Here is a 20174-nt window from a genome sequence, read left to right as displayed (position 1 = left end):
TTGCAAAATATTGCTCCCTCGCTCCGAGAATATTTTTTGTTTTATTCGTAGGGGTGCCTAATTTATGCTTCTTACTCCTTTTTGGGACCAGCATCACGTCCTTTGAGCTAAGCCCTGGCTAGTATTCAAGTGGCAGTTTACGTTATTGGACTTGATGAATAATGATCCCGCTAGGGCGGTTAGGAGATGAAATGAAGAAGGTTATCTTGTCCCTTATTTTGATGATGGTTTCGCTTTCTGTCTATGGGGTTGGCGATAAGGAATTGGCAGGGCGCATTGCAAAGCAAACAGGTATGGCACCAGACCAGATTGAAGAAGTTCTTGTTGCCTTCAAGAAGCAGATAATTGCCGATTTGGCCTCTGGGCAGGAAGTGCGCCTCAGTCATTTTGGTAAATTCTATGCTAAACACATGAATGCCCGCGAGGCTCGTAATCCTAGAACGGGAGAAGCTATTCAGGTCCCCCCTCGTAGTTACTTACGTTTTAAGGCGTTCGATACAGGTAATAGCCGCCTCAATTGACGCCTGTGCGGGCGAACTCAAGGGTTTGCCCGCAGTTTTTCAATCTCAATATTCTAATAGATAGGGAAGTTTCCGGAGTGTAAGTTTTGCCCCATTCCCGCCGTTCCACATCATATCGCCTTTCTGAAGGTGGGAGAGCTGTAACACTACTAGGCTATCATAGCCTCCCTCCGGTGCCAGTTGGGCAGCCACGATTTCACCCCTTGCTTGCCTTGCCTCGTCATTGGCTAGATAGACTGGATCGCCAGGTTGGGGCTGTTGATCTGTGCTGATATGGGCAAGAAACATCCGGCGGCTAGGTTTGCCTCGATAATGCATTCGAGCAATCACTTCCTGTCCAGGATAGCAGCCTTTAGTAAAACTTACCCCTTCTCTGAGTTCTAGATTCACCTGCTGGGGGATAAATGATGCTTGGGTCTCAGGATAAATAGTGGCAACGCCTGCCCGAATCGTAGTCAGCTCCCAAAAATTAGCGCCTACTGGTGTAACGGTTTTAGTGAGCTCACCCCAGAATTTTTGGAGGGTGTTCATCCCTCCCACCACTTCGAAGCGGGATGGCTCGCCGGGTACTCGGAGAATGCAGCAGTCAGGTGCTTGCTGCACTTCATTAGTGGTCATGGGTGCCTTGCCTAGGTAGCGTTTGAGTTCGTCACTGGCCTGTGAACCAACTAGCCCAAAACGGCAGAAGTGATCGCTGACATCTGCTAGGGAGACCTGGGCCCTTAAGACATACATGTTGAGTCTTTTCAGCACTGCTTCTAAGAGACTATGGGGAAGACTCAGATAAAAATTGGCATTCCATTGAAAAAGCCGGAAAATAGCTAGCAGCCGACCCTTAGGGTTGCAGAGCCCCGTGAGCTGGCTACGTTGCGAATTAACTTCTTTGACATCGTTGGTGAGAAGATTTTGGAGAAAATCGCTAGCGTCTTCTCCGCTGATAGCAATCAAACCGAAGTGGGATAAATCGGTAATGAAGGTAGCCGAGTTCACCGCTACCCATTCATCCTGGGGATATCCGAAATGGAGAACTTTCTCACCGTCAAAGACGGCGCCTGCTTGAGTTAGAAAAGATTTCCATTCCTGCTGCATTAGTGTAGCTCTCCTCTTATATCTAGGCTAGGATTATATGAGTAAATGATTTGCTTAATCTTGATTGTAATCTGCGACTAGCCTTAGCAAATAGATTAAAAGTCTAATTTAAGCATAGATGTGGGGATATAAGTAAGGAAAGAAAATACCAGGAGATGGATGAATTACAGAAACTCGCCTGTTTCAGGAGGACCGATGGCCAATAATAATCCGCGCCCTATTTTTTTCAATTTGGCCTTGATCCGCTTTCCGGCAAATGCAGTCGTCTCAGCGTTGCATCGCATTTCGGGGGTTATCCTTTTATTTTTTATTCCTGTTGTAGTTTATTTGCTAGATTTTTCATTGCGGGATAAAGAAAGTTTTGTTTGGGTAACTGAATTTTTCAGCAGCCTGCCAGTACGATTAGTGGGTATTGTAGCCCTTTGGGCATTGCTTCATCATATTTTTGCGGGAATTCGTTTTTTATTATTTGATATCCATATGGGTAAAATAGTAAAGGATTATCGGCCCAGCTGGAGTGCCCGTATTACGAGTATTCTGGCATTAGTCGTGACGCTGTTGATTGTGGGGGTATTGTGGTGAAAGGAGTAATGACTGGCCTGCGCGCTTGGCTGGTACAGCGTGGAACAGCCGTAATCATGTTAGTGCTGTTGTTGTTTTTTCTTGCCCGCCTAATGCAAGGCTCCTTTAAGACCTATGAAGCTTGGCGGGAATGGATCAGCGATCCGCTGGTAAGCATTATGGTAGCCCTCTTTTTTGGCGTCCTGCTGCTGCACTCTTGGGTGGGTTTGCGAGACATTATTTTAGACTATGTACGTCCTGTATCGCTGCGCTTGTTTGCCCATTCCTTGATTGTGGTAGTGTATAGCGGGATAGGTTTTTGGGTTATTAGGATATTGTTAAGATGAATTTGCCACGGCGACGTTTTGATACGCTGGTTATTGGTGCTGGTGGGGGAGGACTCCGGGCGGCTCTACAGTTGGCCGAGGCGGAAGCCAATGTGGCCGTGGTCTCTAAAGTCTTTCCTATTCGTTCCCATACTGTCGCTGCCCAAGGGGGAATGAATGCCGCGCTTGCCAATGTGTCGCCGGATAGCTGGCACTGGCATATGTACGATACAGTTAAGGGAAGTGATTATCTGGGGGATCAGGATGCTATCGAGTATATGTGTCGGGCCGCTGCTCATTTAGTGATTGATCTGGAACATGCGGGGGTTCCGTTTTCACGGTTGGAGAATGGGAAAATCTATCAACGGGCTTTTGGAGGGCAAAGCCAGAATTTTGGGGGCGAGCAAGCTGCTCGAACTTGTGCCGCAGCTGATCGCACCGGCCATGCCATCCTTCATAGTCTTTATCAGCAAAATATCAAGTCTAAAACTCATTTCTTTGATGAGTTTTTTGCCCTGGATCTGATTAAAGATGCCGAGGGTTATATTTTGGGTGCTGTGGTACTGGAGATAGAAACGGGCCAGCCCTGGATTATTGAAGCTAAATGTACCTTATTAGCCACCGGGGGAGCAGGGCGGCTTTTCCGCACTAATACAAATGCCCGCATCAATACGGGCGATGGTATGGCTATGGCTTTGCGTGCCGGGATTCCGCTGCAGGATATGGAGTTTGTCCAATTTCATCCCACCGGTATCGCGGGCAAGGGAATGCTTATCACAGAAGGAGTACGGGGAGAAGGTGGCTATCTGGTTAACTGCGAAGGGGAGCGTTTCATGGAGCGTTATGCCCCCCATGTCAAGGATCTTGCGAGCCGAGATGTGGTTAGCCGTGCTATTTATACTGAAGTGAAGGAAGGACGCGGATGCGGCCCCGACGGTGATTATGTCTTGCTCAAATTGGAGCATTTAGGGGCAAATATTATCAAGGAACGTTTACCGGGCATCCGGCAAACCGTTTTGACTTTTTTGCATTTTGACCCTATCGAACAGCCTATTCCGGTCTATCCCACCTGCCATTATGTGATGGGAGGTATTCCTACCAACCGTTTCGGGCAAGTAGTAGCTCCCTATAATGAGGGAGCCGAAGAGGCTATCCCTGGATTATATGCAGTGGGGGAATGTGCTTGTGTTTCCGTCCATGGGGCTAATCGCCTGGGGGGGAATTCGTTGCTGGATATAGTGGTATTCGGGCGTGCCGCAGGTAATCATATTATTGAGCACCTGGAAGCACATCGCTATCATCGGGCCTTGGCTTCCGAGAGTGTGGAGCAGGCTTTGGAGCGTTTAGCCCGCTGGGAGCGTCCTGGTGATGGGGAAAGTGTGGAGGAATTACGCGCTGATCTGCAAAAATTTATGGAACAAAATTGTGGCGTATTCCGCAATGAAGCCGTGCTTGAAGAGGCTGTTCATAAGGTAACGGAGATTGAGGAACGGTTGCAGTATGTACGTTTGAAGGACCAGAGTAAAATTTTTAATACTGCCCGGCTTGACGCGTTAGAACTGGAAAATTTAGTGGGGCTAGCACAAGCGGTAGTCCGTTGCGCCCTTGCGCGGCAGGAGAGTCGAGGCGCCCATTACCGGGTAGATTATCCGGAACGGGATGATATCCGTTGGCTTAAACACTCCTTGTATTTCCAAGGACAAGGGCATGTGGAATACAAGCCAGTACGATTAAAGCCTTTGACCGTGGATACCTTTCCTCCAAAAGAAAGAGTTTACTAAACCCGTTAGGAGAGGGTGAGATATCATGCGTTTTCGTATTTATCGTTATAACCCGGAAACTGATACTAAACCTTATATGCAAGATTACGAGCTGGCCGAAATTCAGCCGGATATGATGTTATTGGACGCGCTGGAGGAAATCCGGGCGCAGGATGAAAGTCTTGCCTTCCGCCGCTCCTGCGGAGAGGGAGTATGTGGCTCCGATGGAATGAATATCAATGGCCGGAATGGTTTAGCCTGTATTACGCCACTGGCGAGCCTCAAGGAACCCGTAGCGTTACGTCCTTTACCTGGCAGACCAGTCATTCGCGATCTGGTGGTAGATCTGAGCCAGTTTTACCAGCAGTATCGGGCCGTCAAGCCTTGGCTGATCCGGGAAGATCCGCTGCCGGAAGTTGAATTCCTGCAATCCCCGGAGGAGCGAAAGCAGCTGGATGGTCTCTATGAATGTATTCTTTGTGCCTGTTGCTCTACTGCTTGCCCTTCTTGGTGGTGGAACCCGGAAAAATTCCGGGGACCAGCTGCTTTACTATGGGTTAACCGTTTTGTGGCGGACAACCGGGATCAAGCGACGGAAGAGCGTTTATCGGAATTGGATGACGCCTATAAGCTGTTCCGTTGCCATACCATTATGAACTGCGCTGATGTTTGTCCGAAAAACCTTAATCCTGCGGAAGCCATTAGCCGTCTCAAGCATCGGATGATGAAGGATTCTATTTAATCTTTGGACCATGTCGAAGCATTCCCTTCATCGTTTGCGTTGGCGCTGTCGGCGCGGGCTGTTGGAATTGGATCTCCTGCTGGGGAATTTTTTGGAAATTTCTTATGAAAGCATTCCTGATGAAGAGAAGAGAGCGTTTGAAACACTTTTGTACCATTCAGATCCGGATCTATGGCGATATTGCCTGGGTGAAGAACCTCATCCCGATCCTGTGACTGCTAATGTCATCGCCAAAATACGCCGCGCCGCTTTATCTTAAACGCTACCCCTCCCGTACTTTGGTTGTTTATCTGGTTGCTGTCCACGGTGGGGTACTGGCGCTTCTTCCTAGGCTAGCACTCTCTTGGGAGCTGAGTATACTTTTGAGTAGTGCGGTTATTGCCAGTTTTTACCTAAGCTTACGTGGTCAGGCCCTGTTATTAAGTTCGAAGGCGGTTGTCCAGATTTTCTGGGATAGCGATAATGTTTGGTATTTACGCCGGCGCAATGGTAGGGAGTATATAGGTAAGCTATTACCGGGTTGTTTTGTGGGATCTCGTCTTGTGGTGCTGAATTTTGTGCTTGGGGCTTGGTGGCAGCGGACAAGCGTCGTTTTGTTATCAGACAATGTGGATCCGGAATCTCTGCGGCGGCTGCGGGTACGTTTGCGGATCTCTTGCTCTTAATTGCAACCGCCTATTAGCTGGTTTGTGCTTTGCTGGGAGGAATTAAAACGGTGTTCTTCGTCACGGAATTTTTTTGCGGGTAATCCAAGATATAATGTAATCCTCGGCTCTCTTTGCGCTCTAGAGCTGAGCGGATGATAAGATCGGCAACCACTACTAGGTTGCGTAGCTCGATAAGATCGTTGGTAATTCGGAAATTTCCATAATATTCGGCGATTTCTTGATGCAATAAATCGATCCGGTGCTGAGCCCGTTGCAAACGTTTTACCGTCCGCACGATCCCCACGTAATCCCACATAAAGCGCCGCAATTCATCCCAATTATGGGCAACGACAATTTCTTCTTCAGAATCAATTACCTGACTTTCATCCCAAGGAGGTAAAGATTCGGCCTGTGAAATTCCCGCGAGCCGGGCGTTAATATCCTGAGCAGCAGCCCGGGCAAAAACTAGGCATTCTAGCAAAGAATTACTGGCCATGCGGTTGGCTCCATGGAGTCCGGTATGAGCCGTTTCGCCGATTGCATAGAGATTTTTAAGATCGGTTTGTCCGCGTAAATCCGTGACTATGCCACCACAAGTATAATGGGCAGCGGGAACGACTGGAATAGGTGCTTGGGTGATATTGATGCCAAATTCTAAGCAGTGAGCATAGACGTTAGGAAAGTGTTGGCGGATAAACGCTGCTGGTTTATGGCTGATATCCAGATATACGCAATCAATGCCCAAACGTTTCATTTCATGATCGATGGCTCGGGCCACGATGTCGCGGGGGGCGAGTTCTCCACGCCGGTCGAAACGGTGCATAAAGGGGCTGCCATTAGGCAGCAGCAATCGTCCGCCTTCTCCGCGCAGTGCTTCTGTAATTAAGAAAGACTTAGCGTGGGGATGGTAGAGACAGGTTGGATGGAATTGAATAAATTCCATGTTGGCCACCCGGCAGCCAGCACGCCAGCCCATAGCGATCCCGTCGCCCGTACAAACATCTGGATTGCTCGTATAAAGATAGACTTTGCCGGTGCCACCGGTAGCAAGAATTACACAGCGGGCGCTAAAGGTATCTACCTGGCCCTGGACCCGGTTTAAGGCATAGGCTCCCAAGCATTGGTTGCTGTCTCGGCCTAGTTTATGGTTGGTGATCAGTTCAATAGCTACGTAGTTTTCGAATATTTCAATGTTAGATCGCGCTTTAGCGAGCTGAACCAGTTTAGTTTCTACTACCCGGCCGGTGGCGTCAGCTGCATGAATGACTCGGCGGTGACTGTGGCCGCCTTCCCGGGTAAGATGGTAGCCGGAGCCTCCACTGCTATCGCGGGTGAAAGCAGTCCCTTCTGCAATCAACCAGTGTATGGCCTCGCGGGCCTGCTCAACCGTGAAGCGGGCGGCTGTTTCGTCGCACAGGCCAGCCCCCACCCGTAAGGTATCCTCGATGTGGGATTTGGTGGAATCGTTCTTATCGAGGGCAACGGAGATGCCGCCTTGAGCATAGAGGCTGGCCCCTTCTTCTAGGGTGCGTTTGGAGAGGATGGCGATTCGAGCTTTAGAAGTTAGGTGTAAGGCCAATGTTAAGCCTGCAGAGCCGCTACCGATGATCAGCACATCATAGTTATGAGTCATAGGATTAAAGGTGTTCATAGGGAATTTTTGGCTTGTTCTCTAGCACGTAGGTGCAAAACAGGTCAGAATAATAAATTACTCAACAGTTTAATCGGCGAATTATGAGATACGAACTACTCGATAACGTAGCTGTCTATGATTTTGACAGCTTAAGCCGCTCTCCAGTGGGATAGGCGGGCCGGAATGAGCGACAAGCAGGTTGATGGCGAATTGGTACGGCGCGTGCAGCGCGGAGATAAAAAAGCATTTGACATGCTGGTTCTCAAGTATCAACGGAAAATTTTAAGGCTTATTTCCCGTTATATCCACGATCCTGGGGAAGCCTTAGATGTAGCCCAAGAAGCTTTCATTAAAGCTTACCGGGCTTTACCCCGCTTCCGGGGGGAAAGTGCGTTTTATACCTGGTTATATCGCATTGCCATCAATACCTCCAAGAATTATCTCGTAGCTCAAAGCCGCCGTCCCCCTGAGAATGACATTGATGCAAAAGATGCGGAACAGTATGCAGCAGAAACGGTACTAAAGGAGTATGCCACACCCGAAAATTTGCTGCTACGTGATGAAATCGAGAAGACAATCAACGAGACCATCGAGGGATTACCGGATGAGTTACGTGTGGCGATTATTTTGCGCGAATTCGAAGCTATGAGCTACGCGGAAATTGCTGAAGCGATGGATTGTCCTATTGGGACCGTGCGCTCGCGCATTTTCCGAGCGCGAGAAGCTATCGACGAAAAGGTTAAACCTCTTTTAGCTTATTAATTACTTTAAAGATATTTAGGTCTTAAACTAATGGATTATGGATGGTTGGAATCGTGATGAATGATGAACTTAATGAACAACTCTCGGCTTTAATGGATGGAGAGCTTCCATCTGAAGAGATACAATCCGTGCTCCAGGCATTTAAGACCCAGGAAGAGGTGCGTAGGCGTTGGGAAAACTATCACTTAGTCCGAGACTCCCTGCAAGGTCATCTGCCAGGGGCTTCTCGCTATGATTTAGCGAGGCGAGTCTCCCAGATTTTGGATAATGAACCTCCTCTACTACTGGCAGAAAAGCATCGCGGGACCGATATTTCCAGGCAGTTACGACAAAAGTGGCGGTATGGGGCCGGTCTTGCGCTAGCGGCGTCGTTAAGCGCAGTTGCTGTACTAGGAATACAGTCGCTAGCCAGTAAGCCATTAATATCGCAATCTCAAATAGCTACTACCTTGCCAGTTAGTTCAAGTCCCGAAATCGCGCCCCTTCAGAAAAATAGCCGCCATTGGGCGGTCCTTGAGCCTGACGTCAAAGAGCGTCTGAATACTTATTTGGTTAACCATACTGAATATGTTGATATGCCGGGTATGCTTCGCTATGGACGTATCGTATCCTATGAAAGCTCCCGCTAAGCACTTCCAGAGATTTTTCTGCACTCTCCTCTTAACGATTTTGGCCACATCGCTTCCATCCGCTTCCCTAGGGAAAAGCTCCGATACTGCGTTACAACTCATTGATAGAATGGGGAAGGCGGCAGAATCCCTTAATTACCAGGGTGTTTTCGTTTATTTGCAGAATAGCCGACTCAAAGCAGTCCAGGTGATTCATAAAGTAGACGAGTATGGGGAGCACGAGCGCCTGGTTTCTTTAAATGGTATGCCTCGGGAGATTATCCGCAATAATGAGCTAGTTACTTGTATCCTCCCTGAGGATAAGGCTGTATTGGTGGATGAACACCGCTACCCGGATAAAGCAGTCGTTGCCAGGAGCAAGAGTTTTCGCAGCAATAATGGTCTTTCCAGGCGATTACCTGCTAAGCTGAAGGCCATGCGGGAGCATTACCAGTTCTCCCTCGGAAAGCCGGATCGAATCGCGGGAAGAGAAACGCAACAGGTTGTCATTGTTCCCAGAGATCAGTATCGCTATGGCTATCACTTATGGATAGATAGGGAGACGGGGCTATTACTGAAGACTGTTATGACTGAAGATGGGGGGCAGATTCTCGAGCAGATGATGTTTACTTCGCTTTTGCTGCCTGCGAAAATTCCTGATACCGAACTGGTGCCGACGGTAGCGGGAAGGGAGTTTTCATGGCGGGAAGGTGAATCTCTGAGTATGGACCCGGATAATCATGAAAGTAAGTGGAAGATCGGCTGGCTTCCTGCGGGGTTTGCTCTCGTGGCCCACAGCAGAGACTTATTGCCCAATAGCCAAGCGCCCGTAGAACATATGGTTTATTCGGATGGGTTAAGTTCGGTGTCCATATTTATTGAGCCTGTAAGGCATACTAAGCGGAGCCATTTAAGTGGATTTTCAAGCATGGGAGCAGTCAATGCCTATGGTACTATTCAAGCACTCCATTACCTAACGCTGGTGGGGGAGGTTCCTCATATAACCGTGGAGCGGATGGGTAAATCTATTCGTTATCTAAGTTCCAATACCGATTAAGCCTTGAGCCATGGTTGAAGCAAGCGCACAAGTGATCGTAAAAAGTGAAACCTATGCCTGGGTGGAGGCGGAGCGTCGTACTAGCTGCCATGGTTGTACCTTGAGTCAAGGATGCGGCACGGGATCTATTGCCAAGTATTTGATGATAAAACCCATAATGGTAAAGGCTTCTAATCCGGTGGGGGCGGAGGCAGGGGATAGGGTGATTGTGGGCCTTCCTGAAAAAGCTTTTCTCCAAGGCTCTTTCTTGCTCTACATGGTACCCTTGTTAGCGATGCTGTTAGGTGCAGGGCTAGGCGGAACTCTGGCGCCACATTTTGGGGGTAATGAAGGTTTAGAGGTACTGTTGGGGCTTGGGGGATTGGCAGGAGGGTTGTTAGGGGTGAGGTATATGCGGATGGGGCCTGACCTTGAGCCTAAAATCCTGCGTACCGTAGGTAGACAAAGGTAGTATAAAAATCAGATCCTATGGATTGAATGGGATAGTAAAATATTAGCTTAAGCTAAATCTGCGAGGCTCTTTATCTTTTGGCTAAGTTTTATCCCCCTATCATTTTTTTCCTTGTCAAATCATACCCTTTAACTTAACGCGGCAAATATTGGGAGTTAGCATGAAGCGTTTTTTGAACAAACAATGGGCCCTCTTGGCGATATCGCTACTGATTGCCGTGACTGGGCAGGCCGCAGGGTTGCCTGATTTTACTGAATTGGTGAAAAATAATAGTCCTGCGGTGGTTAATATCAGCACTACCCAGAAAATCACTCAAGGCGGCTCCCGTTTGCCACACGGGTTACACCAATTACCAGAGGGTAGTCCCTTTGAGGATTTTTTTCGCCGCTTTTTTGACGAGGGAACGGGTGAACCCCGGAGCTTTGAAACCCATTCTTTAGGATCAGGTTTTGTTATTTCATCGGATGGGTACATTATCACGAATAATCACGTCATCCAGGATGCAGATGAGATTATCGTGCGCTTTAGCGACCGAAGAGAGCTGGAAGCCGAAGTTGTAGGGAGTGACGAGAGTAGCGATCTTGCCCTGCTAAAAGTAGAAGCAAAAGATCTACCTACTCTGAGGCAAAGCAATGCCAGTCAGCTTAAGGTTGGCGAATGGGTGCTTGCCATAGGTTCGCCCTTTGGTTTCGAGCATTCGGCCACAGCGGGCATTGTTAGTGCTTTAGGAAGGAGTTTGCCGGAGGAGAGCTATGTTCCGTTTATTCAAACTGATGTGGCTATTAACCCAGGAAATTCAGGCGGCCCTCTCTTTAACTTAATGGGGGAAGTAGTGGGTATCAACTCTCAGATCTACAGCCGTACAGGCGGTTTCATGGGGCTTTCTTTTGCTATACCTATTGATGTAGCCATGGAGGTCGTGGATCAACTCAAGGAAAAAGGACGGGTGACTCGAGGATGGCTGGGGGTTGTGATTCAGGATGTTACCCGTGAGTTGGCAGAATCATTTGGGCTTGGGAAACCTCAAGGGGCTCTGGTAGCCAGGGTCTTAGCGGATAGCCCAGCCGCTAAGGGAGGAGTCCAAGTGGGCGATATTATCCTGGATTTTAATGGAAAATCAGTGCCTCGGTCAGCGGCCTTGCCGCCACTGGTGGGGCGAGCCGAGATTGGTGAGACGGTTGACATCCAAATTTTACGTGCTGGTGATGAAAAAACACTCAAAATTAAAATTGGAGAGCTGCCAGAAAAAAAGGAATTGGAGAAGGCAACAGGGAAACCGGATCATATATTTGAGGAGCGACTTGCGCTTGAGATAGCCGACTTGAAAAAAGAGGAGCGTACACAGCTTGATGTGGTCTCTGGTGTGCGAGTGACGAAAGTAGAAGAAGGGCCCGCCTTCGAGGCGGGAATTCGGCATGGGGATATTATTCTTAGTATTAACAATACGGAGATAAAGGATACTGCCCAGTTCAAAGAGCTTGCTAAAAAATTGCCTGCGGGTAAGGCAGTGCCTCTTTTATTACAACGAGAGCAGACCACCTCTTTTATCGCCATCACCATTCCAGAGGGGAGCTGAGTAACTCCCTTGCTGTTTGTATAATGCAAGCGGCTTTTCGGGAGAGGATTCTCGATCTCTATTCTGTTTTATAGCCGATGGGCTTGTCTATTAGCCACAGCATGAAAAATATTCGAAATTTTTCTATTATTGCCCATATTGATCATGGCAAGTCGACGATCGCTGACCGTTTCATTCAGATATGTGGTGGCTTGAGTAAACGTGAGATGGCTCAGCAAGTGCTGGATTCTATGGATCTTGAGCGTGAGCGAGGCATTACTATCAAAGCCCAGAGTGTTTCCTTAAACTACTGTGGGCGGAATGGAGAAGTTTATCACCTCAACTTTATTGATACACCGGGACATGTGGATTTTTCCTATGAAGTGTCTCGTTCACTGGCTGCCTGCGAGGGGGCCTTGCTGGTGGTGGATGCTTCTCAAGGCGTTGAGGCCCAGAGTGTTGCTAATTGCTATACAGCGATTGAGCAGGGTTTAGAGGTGGTACCTGTTCTTAATAAGATCGATCTCCCTTCGGCAGAGCCAGAGCGGGTGTGCCAAGAAATTGAAGAGATTATCGGATTGGATGCTAGCGACGCTCTGCAGGTAAGCGCTAAAACAGGACAAGGGATCGAAGAGCTTCTAGCAGCTTTAGTTGCTCGCGTTCCTCCGCCCCAGGGTGATCCAGCATCGCCTTTGCGGGCGCTTATTATCGATTCCTGGTTTGATAATTATTTGGGAGTCATTTCTCTGGTGCGGGTGGTAGATGGCTGCCTTAAACCTAAAGATAAAATTAAAATTATGTCTACGGGCCAGCACTATCGGGTAGAGAAGGCGGGGTTATTTACGCCTAAACGCAGGGAAGTGGAACAGCTTCTCACAGGCGGAGTGGGGTATATAATTGCAGGAATCAAGGATGTGGATGGGGCACCGGTGGGGGATACGGTGACTCACGTTGAGCAGTTTGCCACTAAAGCGCTGCCAGGATTTAAAGCTGTGAAGCCTCAAGTTTTTGCAGGCTTGTTTCCTGTCGACTCAGATGATTATGAGGATCTTCGAGAGGCGCTTGCTAAACTTCGTCTTAATGATGCTGCTTTATTCTATGAACCAGAGACGTCCCAAGCTTTAGGGTTTGGTTTCCGTTGCGGCTTCCTGGGTATGCTTCATATGGAGATTATACAGGAGCGCTTGGAGCGGGAATATAGTCTAAATTTAATCACGACGGCACCGACCGTAGTATATCAAGTGTTGACTTCCAAGGGTGAGGTTTTACGCATAGACAATCCCTCTATTTTGCCTGAACCGGGACAGGTTGCCGAGGTTCGTGAACCCATTATCCAGGCAGATATTTTGGTGCCTCAGCAGTATGTGGGAGCAGTCATCGGCCTATGTGAAGAGAAGCGCGGAACACAAAAACAGCTCCAGTATTTGGGGAATCAGATTTCATTGAATTATGAATTGCCACTCAGCGAAGTGGTGTTGGATTTCTTTGAACGCCTCAAGTCAGTGAGTCGTGGTTACGCTTCCCTAGATTACCATTTCTCACGCTTCCAGTCTGCGGATTTGGTTAAATTAGATTTGCTGATTAATGGCGAGCGGGTGGATGCGCTCTCACTGATTGTCCACCGGAATCAGGCGCACTATCGAGGGCGAGAATTAGCTGAAAAGATGAGAGAGCTGATCCCCCGGCAGCTATTTGATGTAGCTATTCAAGCGGCAATTGGCGCTCATATTGTGGCGCGCACTACCGTTAAAGCTTTGCGTAAAAACGTGACAGCGAAATGCTATGGCGGCGATATTACCCGTAAACGCAAGCTATTAGAAAAGCAGAAAGCAGGTAAAAAGCGCATGAAACAAGTGGGATCTGTAGAAATCCCTCAGGAAGCGTTTTTGGCTGTGTTGAAGGTGGGGAAAAAACCTTGAACATACCCCAAAGGCAAGGCCAAGATTGATTGTCAAAAATTTTCTAAACTGTAATTCTGTCAATTTAAGGTAAGTGTTTCCGATGAATGTGGATTTTCCTACGATAATGTTGGCCGCTGCTGTGATCACAGGCACGATTTGGGGGTTGGATGCTTGGCTGTGGGCGCCAGCCCGGCGTGAAGCAGCGGCTAGAAAAGGAGGAGCTGGCCAGGTTGACTTAAAAGAGGCCAGTAAGGAGCCAGTACTGGTGGAATATGCCCGTTCCTTTTTCCCCATCATTGTCATTGTCTTAGTGCTGCGCTCATTTTTGGTAGAGCCTTTCCGCATTCCCTCAGGGTCTATGATCCCAACCCTTCGGGTAGGGGATTTTATTCTGGTTAATAAGTTTATTTATGGAATCCGCTTACCAGTTATTAATAAGAAGATTATTGATATGGGGGAGCCTCAGCGGGGCGATGTCGTTGTTTTTCGCTACCCAAAGGATCCTAGCGTTGATTATATTAAGCGGGTGGTCGGGTTGCCAGGGGATCGCATCGGTTACTTTAATAAAACCGTTTATATTAATGGTGAACTCATGCCGCAGGAGAGCGTCGGGCCTTACTACCAGGAGGATTCCTCTTATAATCATTCCGCAGTGCTTCGGGTAGAACATTTGGGGAATAGGGAACACCAGATTGTAGTGGAGCCTGGAACAAGCCTAGTGGAAGGCGAGTACATTATTCCTGAAGGCCACTATTTTATGATGGGAGATAATCGGGATCGGAGTAATGATAGCCGCTTTTGGGGGGTAGTGCCTGAAGAAAATCTGGTGGGTAAGGCTTTTATGGTTTGGATGAGCTGGCAGTGGGATCAGGGTGGAGTTGTTTGGAACCGTATTGGAGAGCCCATTCAATAATAGATTAAAGGGACGGGGGGATGCATTATAGAAAACAACAGGGAGGCATGAGCTTTTTAGGCTGGATTTTGGTGCTCGCTTTATTGGCTTTGGTCGGCCTGGGCATAATGCGCCTTTTTCCCCTCTATATGGAATATTTTAGTGTGAAAACATCTTTAGAATCTTTGGTTAATCAGCCCGATTTACATGCAATGGGTAAAACCAATATCCGTAATGCTTTACTGCGGCGTCTGGATATCAATGATGTTGCTCATGTTTCCAAGGAAAATATTGAAATTATTAAAACCCGCCGTACGGTAACGGTGGCTGTTGATTATGAAGTGCGCACCCCTTTTCTGGGTAATATCGACCTGATGGCCCATTTTAACCCTCTAATCGAGGTTTCTTCGCCTTGACCGACGGTTTGGAACGGCTGTGCCGAAAATTAGGCTACAGGTTCGCAGAACCAGCCCTATTACGCCATGCGATAACCCACCGTAGCGCTACTAAGGAGAATAATGAGCGCCTGGAATTCCTGGGAGATTCTATTCTGAATTTTCTCATTGCTGACTTCCTTTATAGTGGTTTTCCTAGAGCTCAGGAAGGAGAATTAAGCCGACTTCGGGCTACATTAGTTAAAGGAGAAACTCTGGCGGAGTTAGCCCGGGAGCTTGAAATTGGAGATCATTTGATCCTCGGTCTGGGTGAATTAAAAAGTGGTGGCTATCGTCGTACCTCCATACTTGCAGACGCCTTTGAGGCGGTGATAGGCGCTGTTTACCTAGATGGGGGATTAGAGGCTTGTCGTAAGTTGGTGAGTTCTCTTTATCGGGATCGGCTAGAGACACTTACCAATGAAGCTCTCCTTAATCTCAAGGATCCCAAGACCCGTCTCCAAGAGTATCTGCAGGCCCGGCAGTTTCCCCTGCCCGATTATCGGGTAAGCGCGGTGAGCGGGGAAGCCCATGATCAAGTTTTCCAGGTCGAATGCACCCTCAATAACACCTTTCCTTCAGTAATAGGTATTGGCCGCAGTCGCCGTAAGGCTGAACAGGATGCAGCAACTCGGGCTTTGGCTCTGTTGCTAGCGGAAAATGAGGATATGAATGTCTGAGATGTTAACCCAAGAGGGTACGCAAGGTATTCGCTGTGGTTATATTGCCATTATTGGCCGCCCTAATGTGGGAAAGTCCAGTTTGCTCAATCGTATCCTAGGTCAAAAAATTAGTATTACTTCACGCCGGCCTCAGACCACCCGTCACCGGATTTTAGGGATCAAGACTTTGGCCGGTATCCAGGCAATTTATGTGGATACCCCTGGTTTTCAGGATAAAGAGCGTCGGCTCATGAATCGCTATCTAAATCGGGCTATAGACTCTACTCTTGAGGAAGTTGATCTGATCCTGTTCGTAATCGAAGCCTTTCAGTTCACTAAGGATGACGAATGGATCTTGCAGCGATTACGTAGGTGTGCAGTTCCCATTGTCCTTGTTCTTAATAAAGTGGACCGGATCATCGACAAAAAATCGTTGTTGCCAGCGATAGCCACGCTCTCTAAGAAAAGGGAGTTTGCTGCCATTATTCCTGTATCAGCATGGAAAGGGGATAATGTGGCAGTGTTGGAGAGCAAAGTTGCTGAATTGCTGCCAGAGGGACCGATGGCTTATCCTGAGGATCAGGTGACGGACCGTAGTGAACGCTTCCTAGCGGCGGAACTTATCCGTGAGAAACTAACCCGTTATTTGGGGCAAGAATTACCCTATGCGCTCACAGTATTTGTGGAATCCCTTGAGGAAGAAAAAAATCTTTACCGGATTGCTGCGACGATTTACGTCGAGCGTCCAGGGCAGAAAGCTATCGTGATTGGGAAGAAAGGGGAAGGCCTCAAACGTATTGGCTATGAGGCTCGTCTTGATATGGAGCGGATGTTTGGAAGTAAAGTTTATTTGGAGTTATGGGTCAAAGTTCGCGAAGGGTGGTCGGATAATGAACGTCTGCTGCATCATTTAGGTTATGCAGATACCTAGCAACTTTAGAAAGTATTTTTTAATTTCCAACAGAGGGTATTTCTCAGGTAGCAAGCATTGTTCTGACTTCATGGACTTCGGCTTCGTTTCCTTCTAGATCAATCACGCTAATATCCGTGCTAAAGCCTAGTTTGGCAAAAGCGGGTATGGTGTGCCAGTCTTTATAAGATTCGATGGTGCTAAGGTTACTTTGCAATTTCGCTACAATAACCACATCTACTAAGTCCGGTTCTGGTTTTGGATTGCGCTGCAGATCGTTATGTTCGGCGGTAACAGCTACAAGCTCTGGTGGAAAGCGCCAGCTTTCTAGGATGGCTTTACCAAGAGTACTAGAAAGTTGTGTCATAATTTCATCTAGCGCCGCTTCGTTCTCTAGCAATTCCGGCATATCTTCAGCACGCAGGAGAATAGGGAGTAGGCCGACTTGATGAATAAGCCCTGCAAGCAATGCTTCGTCAGGTTTAAGCTTATTCTTCTGACCGGCGAGTACATAGGCGATCGTAGCTATTTGGGTGCTTTGCTCCCAAAGCTTGCGCATGCGCCAATCTAAGGATTCGGAGGTTGCTTGGAATATTTGCTCCATTACCAGGCTGGTAACGAGGTTACGCACCAAGGCAGTGCCTAGGCGGGCCAAGGCTGTTTGGACGTTATTAATGGGATGGCGGCCACGGTAGAGGGGGCTGTTAGCGATTTTAATCAGGCGTACGGAGAGAGCGGTATCGGTGACAATGATTTTTGCGACGTCGGCAGCCGATGTGTTCGGATCATCAACCACTTCCCGAATCTTGAGCGCAACCTCGGGCAAGGTAGGTAATACCAATTGATTATTGGCCAGATCTTCAAGGATTTCGGTGCAAAATTGCTCCAATTGTACCACCTCGTTTTCCTCCGGGCGCTGATAGCGCATTAGTTTTTGATATGGAAACTTGATGAATAATGCTTCCTAGCAATGCCGCTCGTTTTACATATCGGCCATATAAAGGATTGTTTAAATTTTCAAAGCAGCAACCGCCTTGATGCTCGCATTAATCTGCTGGTAACGGGTTGCAAGGATATTTAACACTCTTTTTTACCATTCAGTATTTTCAGTTGGCTAGTAGGTAACTCATTTGATTAAGGAATTTCCACGCATTCAACGCCTCCCCCCTTATGTCTTTAATATCGTCAACGAGCTAAAGGCGAAGGCTCGAGCTCGGGGAGAAGATATTATCGATTTTGGGATGGGCAATCCTGATCAGCCCACGCCGAAGCATATTGTGGATAAATTGGTGGAGGCTGCACAGCGCCCGGATACCCATCGTTATTCCGTCTCGCGAGGAATTCCGCGGCTGCGCCGAGCTATCTGCCAATGGTATCGGAAACGCTATAATATAACGTTAGATCCTGAAAGCGAAGCCATTGTGACTATTGGCTCTAAGGAAGGGTTGGCGCACCTGGCACTGGCTACTTTAGGGCCGGGCGATGCCGTATTAGTGCCTAATCCAGCCTATCCGATCCACCCCTATGGTGTTGTGATTGCTGGGGCCGATATACGCCATGTCCCGTTAGTATCAGGAGTGGACTTCTTTGCTGAATTAGAAAAAGCCATTAAGGATACTTGGCCTCGCCCTAAAATGTTGGTCCTCAATTTTCCTGCTAATCCCACCGGCCAGTGCGTGGATCTTTCTTTCTTTGAGCAGGTCATCGGGGTTGCTCGCGAGCACGAGATTTGGGTGGTGCATGATCTTGCGTATGCCGAGATTGTGTTTGATGATTACGTCGCACCCTCGATTTTGCAGGTGCCTGGAGCCAAGGATATTGCCGTAGAGTTTTATTCTTTGTCCAAAACTTATAGCATGCCGGGCTGGCGAGTGGGATTTATGTGCGGTAATCCGGCGCTAATTGCTGCCCTTACCCGGATGAAATCCTATTTGGATTATGGCATGTTTACGCCTATTCAAGTGGCAGCCATTACCGCCTTGGAAAGTTCTCAGGATTGTGTAAAAGTGATTTGCGAAGCTTATCGAAGGCGCCGCGACGTTTTGTGCCAGGGCCTTGCAGCTACGGGTTGGCAGGTGGAACTGCCTAAGGCTACCATGTTTGTTTGGGCGCCTATTCCAGAGCCGTTTCGCCATTTGGGGTCTTTAGAGTTTTCTAAAAAACTGCTGAACGAGGCTAAAGTAGCGGTCTCGCCTGGGGTGGGTTTTGGTACCTATGGTGACGATTATGTTCGTTTCAGTTTAATTGAGAATGAACACCGTACCCGCCAAGCTATCCGTGGGATACGGCAAATGTTTAGGCAGGCCCAGTGAAGTATTTTATTATTTTTTTAATTAAGGAGAAGCCTGTTGGAGCCGGTTAAGGTAGGTTTGCTTGGTTTAGGTACGGTGGGTGGCGGTACAGTCAATGTTCTCTCGGGTAATGCCGAAGAAATTACCCGCCGCGCTGGGCGTGGTATCCAGGTCTACTGTGCTGCGACCCGCGACTCCCGTAAGGCCCGCAGCTGTGATACAGAAGGTATCTGGTTAACGACTAACCCCCATGAAGTGGTGGCCGATCCCCAGATCGAAATTATCGTTGAACTCATAGGGGGGACTGATTTAGCCCGTACCCTAGTGCTGAAGGCGATTGCCGAGGGTAAGCATGTGGTTACAGCTAACAAAGCGCTGATTGCACTTTATGGCAACGAGATCTTTGAGGCGGCTCAAAAAGCGGGCGTAATGGTTGCTTTTGAAGCGGCGGTAGGGGGAGGTATTCCCATTATCAAGGCTCTGCGTGAAGGTCTTGCGGGTAACCATATCGAATGGTTAGCCGGAATTATCAATGGTACGAGTAATTTTATCCTCACCGAGATGCGGGATAAAGGGTGTGATTTTGCTGAAGCGCTAGTGGATGCTCAACACCGAGGCTATGCAGAGGCAAATCCTACTTTTGACATAGAGGGCATTGATGCTGCCCATAAGTTGACGATTTTAGCCTCTATTGCTTTCGGTATTCCGTTACAGTTTGAGCAAGTCTATACAGAGGGAATTGGTGCCATTACCCGTGAGGATATCGATTACGCTGGACAATTGGGTTACCGGATCAAACATCTGGGCATTGCGCGCCGCTTGGCAGAGGGGGTTGAACTGAGAGTACACCCTACCCTTATTCCCTATCGCCGCTTGATCGCCAATGTAGAAGGAGTCATGAATGCGATCCTGGTAAAGGGAGATGCGGTGGGATCGACTCTTTACTATGGCCCTGGTGCAGGCGCTGATCCCACGGCCTCCGCCGTGGTTGCTGATCTGGTGGATGTGGTTCGGGCATTAACTTCTGACCCAGAAAACCGAGTACCGCATCTTGCTTTTCAACCCGATGCCTTGGTGGATCTCCCCATTCTTTCGATGGAAGAGGTAAAAACCGCCTATTATCTGCGGATGCGGGCGATGGATGAGCCGGGCGTACTGGCCGAGGTCACCCGAGTATTTGGGGATCAAAGTATCAGTATTGAGGCGATCCTTCAGAAGGAACCTGCGGCAGGGGAGAACCACGTGCCTATTATCATGCTGACCCAACCTGTGCTGGAACGGAATATGAACGAAGCTATTCGCCGTATTGAAGCCTTAGAGTCCATCGCAGGGCCGGTGACCCGGATCCGCTTAGAGACTCTGTGTTAGGAAA

At 48.4% G+C, this 20174-nt stretch carries 22 protein-coding genes; 19 read left to right on the top strand and 3 right to left on the bottom strand.

Translation table 11 applies throughout. From position 1 onward, the window contains the following. Window positions 1–191: 191 nt before the first annotated feature. Complete coding sequence (locus NOC_RS13190; RefSeq protein ID WP_011330975.1) at window positions 192–521, top strand: HU family DNA-binding protein; 330 nt, start codon at window positions 192–194, stop codon at window positions 519–521. A gap of 45 nt (window positions 522–566) precedes the next feature. On the opposite strand, the gene NOC_RS13185 is transcribed toward NOC_RS13190, so the two are convergent. Continuing rightward, window positions 567–1610: a YgfZ/GcvT domain-containing protein gene (locus NOC_RS13185; RefSeq protein ID WP_002811121.1), complete on the bottom strand. Its 1044-nt coding sequence runs from the start codon at window positions 1608–1610 to the stop codon at window positions 567–569. A 195-nt stretch (window positions 1611–1805) separates the two neighbouring features. Here NOC_RS13185 and sdhC point away from each other — a divergent pair, with 195 nt between their 5' ends. From sdhC to NOC_RS13155, 6 genes are read left to right on the top strand one after another with little or no spacing between them, the layout of a single operon-like run. Beyond that, on the top strand, window positions 1806–2192 hold the full coding sequence (gene sdhC, locus NOC_RS13180; RefSeq protein ID WP_036497473.1) for a succinate dehydrogenase, cytochrome b556 subunit: 387 nt from the start codon (window positions 1806–1808) through the stop codon (window positions 2190–2192). Next, window positions 2189–2518, top strand: a complete 330-nt coding sequence (sdhD, locus tag NOC_RS13175) for a succinate dehydrogenase, hydrophobic membrane anchor protein (protein WP_147094463.1) — start codon at window positions 2189–2191, stop codon at window positions 2516–2518. The genes sdhC and sdhD overlap by 4 nt, the downstream gene beginning before the upstream one ends. Beyond that, window positions 2515–4278, top strand: coding sequence for a succinate dehydrogenase flavoprotein subunit (gene sdhA / locus NOC_RS13170; protein WP_002809153.1), 1764 nt, complete (start codon window positions 2515–2517; stop codon window positions 4276–4278). Before sdhD ends, sdhA begins: the two co-directional genes overlap by 4 nt. A gap of 25 nt (window positions 4279–4303) precedes the next feature. Further along, the gene (locus NOC_RS13165; protein ID WP_002810143.1) at window positions 4304–4999 is read left to right on the top strand and encodes a succinate dehydrogenase iron-sulfur subunit; all 696 of its coding nucleotides are present in this window, start codon (window positions 4304–4306) and stop codon (window positions 4997–4999) included. Window positions 5000–5009: 10 nt separating this feature from the next. Then, the gene (locus NOC_RS13160) at window positions 5010–5258 is read left to right on the top strand and encodes a succinate dehydrogenase assembly factor 2 (protein ID WP_011330972.1); all 249 of its coding nucleotides are present in this window, start codon (window positions 5010–5012) and stop codon (window positions 5256–5258) included. After that, window positions 5221–5664 (top strand): protein YgfX, encoded by a 444-nt coding sequence (locus NOC_RS13155; RefSeq protein ID WP_002810583.1) that lies wholly within the window; start codon window positions 5221–5223, stop codon window positions 5662–5664. Before NOC_RS13160 ends, NOC_RS13155 begins: the two co-directional genes overlap by 38 nt. Window positions 5665–5677: 13 nt before the next feature. Here NOC_RS13155 and nadB read toward each other — a convergent pair whose 3' ends face one another. Beyond that, on the bottom strand, window positions 5678–7279 hold the full coding sequence (gene nadB, locus NOC_RS13150) for an L-aspartate oxidase (protein ID WP_172633691.1): 1602 nt from the start codon (window positions 7277–7279) through the stop codon (window positions 5678–5680). Between the two features lie 183 nt (window positions 7280–7462). On the opposite strand from nadB, the gene rpoE reads away from it, so the two are divergent. From rpoE to era, 10 genes are all read left to right on the top strand, one after another. After that, a complete protein-coding gene (rpoE, locus tag NOC_RS13145; RefSeq protein ID WP_002810582.1) occupies window positions 7463–8041 on the top strand; it encodes an RNA polymerase sigma factor RpoE in 579 nt (192 codons plus the stop codon). Window positions 8042–8097: 56 nt separating this feature from the next. Next, a complete protein-coding gene (locus NOC_RS13140) occupies window positions 8098–8670 on the top strand; it encodes a sigma-E factor negative regulatory protein (protein WP_244859975.1) in 573 nt (190 codons plus the stop codon). Beyond that, on the top strand, window positions 8654–9706 hold the full coding sequence (locus NOC_RS13135; RefSeq protein WP_011330970.1) for a MucB/RseB C-terminal domain-containing protein: 1053 nt from the start codon (window positions 8654–8656) through the stop codon (window positions 9704–9706). The genes NOC_RS13140 and NOC_RS13135 overlap by 17 nt, the downstream gene beginning before the upstream one ends. 10 nt (window positions 9707–9716) lie before the next feature. Next, a complete protein-coding gene (locus tag NOC_RS13130) occupies window positions 9717–10157 on the top strand; it encodes a SoxR reducing system RseC family protein (RefSeq protein ID WP_002810854.1) in 441 nt (146 codons plus the stop codon). A 160-nt stretch (window positions 10158–10317) separates the two neighbouring features. Then, window positions 10318–11733: a DegQ family serine endoprotease gene (locus NOC_RS13125; RefSeq protein WP_002808806.1), complete on the top strand. Its 1416-nt coding sequence runs from the start codon at window positions 10318–10320 to the stop codon at window positions 11731–11733. A gap of 77 nt (window positions 11734–11810) precedes the next feature. After that, window positions 11811–13631, top strand: a complete 1821-nt coding sequence (gene lepA, locus NOC_RS13120; protein WP_002808772.1) for a translation elongation factor 4 — start codon at window positions 11811–11813, stop codon at window positions 13629–13631. An 82-nt stretch (window positions 13632–13713) separates the two neighbouring features. Continuing rightward, on the top strand, window positions 13714–14526 hold the full coding sequence (gene lepB / locus NOC_RS13115; RefSeq protein WP_002811332.1) for a signal peptidase I: 813 nt from the start codon (window positions 13714–13716) through the stop codon (window positions 14524–14526). A 20-nt stretch (window positions 14527–14546) separates the two neighbouring features. Beyond that, window positions 14547–14921 carry a DUF4845 domain-containing protein gene (locus tag NOC_RS13110; RefSeq protein ID WP_002809060.1) on the top strand — a complete coding sequence of 125 codons (375 nt, stop codon included), beginning with the start codon at window positions 14547–14549 and terminating at the stop codon, window positions 14919–14921. Next, window positions 14918–15619, top strand: a complete 702-nt coding sequence (gene rnc, locus NOC_RS13105; RefSeq protein ID WP_002810451.1) for a ribonuclease III — start codon at window positions 14918–14920, stop codon at window positions 15617–15619. The genes NOC_RS13110 and rnc overlap by 4 nt, the downstream gene beginning before the upstream one ends. Then, window positions 15612–16532, top strand: coding sequence for a GTPase Era (era, locus tag NOC_RS13100; protein WP_011330969.1), 921 nt, complete (start codon window positions 15612–15614; stop codon window positions 16530–16532). The genes rnc and era overlap by 8 nt, the downstream gene beginning before the upstream one ends. Window positions 16533–16575: 43 nt before the next feature. On the opposite strand, the gene NOC_RS13095 is transcribed toward era, so the two are convergent. Then, window positions 16576–17409 carry an HDOD domain-containing protein gene (locus NOC_RS13095; protein ID WP_244859974.1) on the bottom strand — a complete coding sequence of 278 codons (834 nt, stop codon included), beginning with the start codon at window positions 17407–17409 and terminating at the stop codon, window positions 16576–16578. Between the two features lie 232 nt (window positions 17410–17641). Here NOC_RS13095 and alaC point away from each other — a divergent pair, with 232 nt between their 5' ends. Further along, window positions 17642–18823, top strand: coding sequence for an alanine transaminase (gene alaC / locus NOC_RS13090; protein ID WP_002810740.1), 1182 nt, complete (start codon window positions 17642–17644; stop codon window positions 18821–18823). Between the two features lie 36 nt (window positions 18824–18859). Continuing rightward, window positions 18860–20170, top strand: coding sequence for a homoserine dehydrogenase (locus NOC_RS13085; protein WP_002808616.1), 1311 nt, complete (start codon window positions 18860–18862; stop codon window positions 20168–20170). The last annotated feature ends 4 nt before the right edge of the window (window positions 20171–20174 follow it).

This window comes from Nitrosococcus oceani ATCC 19707, from assembly GCF_000012805.1.
GTDB lineage: Bacteria > Pseudomonadota > Gammaproteobacteria > Nitrosococcales > Nitrosococcaceae > Nitrosococcus > Nitrosococcus oceani.
Note: the sequence above shows the minus strand (reverse complement) of the source record. Positions and strands in the feature narration are given on the sequence as shown.

Coding starts and splice junctions, on each gene's coding strand:
- NOC_RS13185 (WP_002811121.1), bottom strand. CDS start 1,610: ATGCAGCAGGAATGGAAATCTTTTCTAACTCAAGCAGGCGCCGTCTTT.
- NOC_RS13135 (WP_011330970.1), top strand. CDS start 8,654: ATGAAAGCTCCCGCTAAGCACTTCCAGAGATTTTTCTGCACTCTCCTC.
- NOC_RS13155 (WP_002810583.1), top strand. CDS start 5,221: ATGTCATCGCCAAAATACGCCGCGCCGCTTTATCTTAAACGCTACCCC.
- NOC_RS13125 (WP_002808806.1), top strand. CDS start 10,318: ATGAAGCGTTTTTTGAACAAACAATGGGCCCTCTTGGCGATATCGCTA.
- lepB (WP_002811332.1), top strand. CDS start 13,714: ATGAATGTGGATTTTCCTACGATAATGTTGGCCGCTGCTGTGATCACA.
- rpoE (WP_002810582.1), top strand. CDS start 7,463: ATGAGCGACAAGCAGGTTGATGGCGAATTGGTACGGCGCGTGCAGCGC.
- sdhC (WP_036497473.1), top strand. CDS start 1,806: ATGGCCAATAATAATCCGCGCCCTATTTTTTTCAATTTGGCCTTGATC.
- NOC_RS13130 (WP_002810854.1), top strand. CDS start 9,717: ATGGTTGAAGCAAGCGCACAAGTGATCGTAAAAAGTGAAACCTATGCC.
- sdhA (WP_002809153.1), top strand. CDS start 2,515: ATGAATTTGCCACGGCGACGTTTTGATACGCTGGTTATTGGTGCTGGT.
- NOC_RS13165 (WP_002810143.1), top strand. CDS start 4,304: ATGCGTTTTCGTATTTATCGTTATAACCCGGAAACTGATACTAAACCT.
- NOC_RS13160 (WP_011330972.1), top strand. CDS start 5,010: ATGTCGAAGCATTCCCTTCATCGTTTGCGTTGGCGCTGTCGGCGCGGG.
- NOC_RS13190 (WP_011330975.1), top strand. CDS start 192: ATGAAGAAGGTTATCTTGTCCCTTATTTTGATGATGGTTTCGCTTTCT.
- NOC_RS13110 (WP_002809060.1), top strand. CDS start 14,547: ATGCATTATAGAAAACAACAGGGAGGCATGAGCTTTTTAGGCTGGATT.
- era (WP_011330969.1), top strand. CDS start 15,612: ATGTCTGAGATGTTAACCCAAGAGGGTACGCAAGGTATTCGCTGTGGT.
- NOC_RS13140 (WP_244859975.1), top strand. CDS start 8,098: ATGAATGATGAACTTAATGAACAACTCTCGGCTTTAATGGATGGAGAG.
- lepA (WP_002808772.1), top strand. CDS start 11,811: ATGGGCTTGTCTATTAGCCACAGCATGAAAAATATTCGAAATTTTTCT.
- nadB (WP_172633691.1), bottom strand. CDS start 7,279: ATGACTCATAACTATGATGTGCTGATCATCGGTAGCGGCTCTGCAGGC.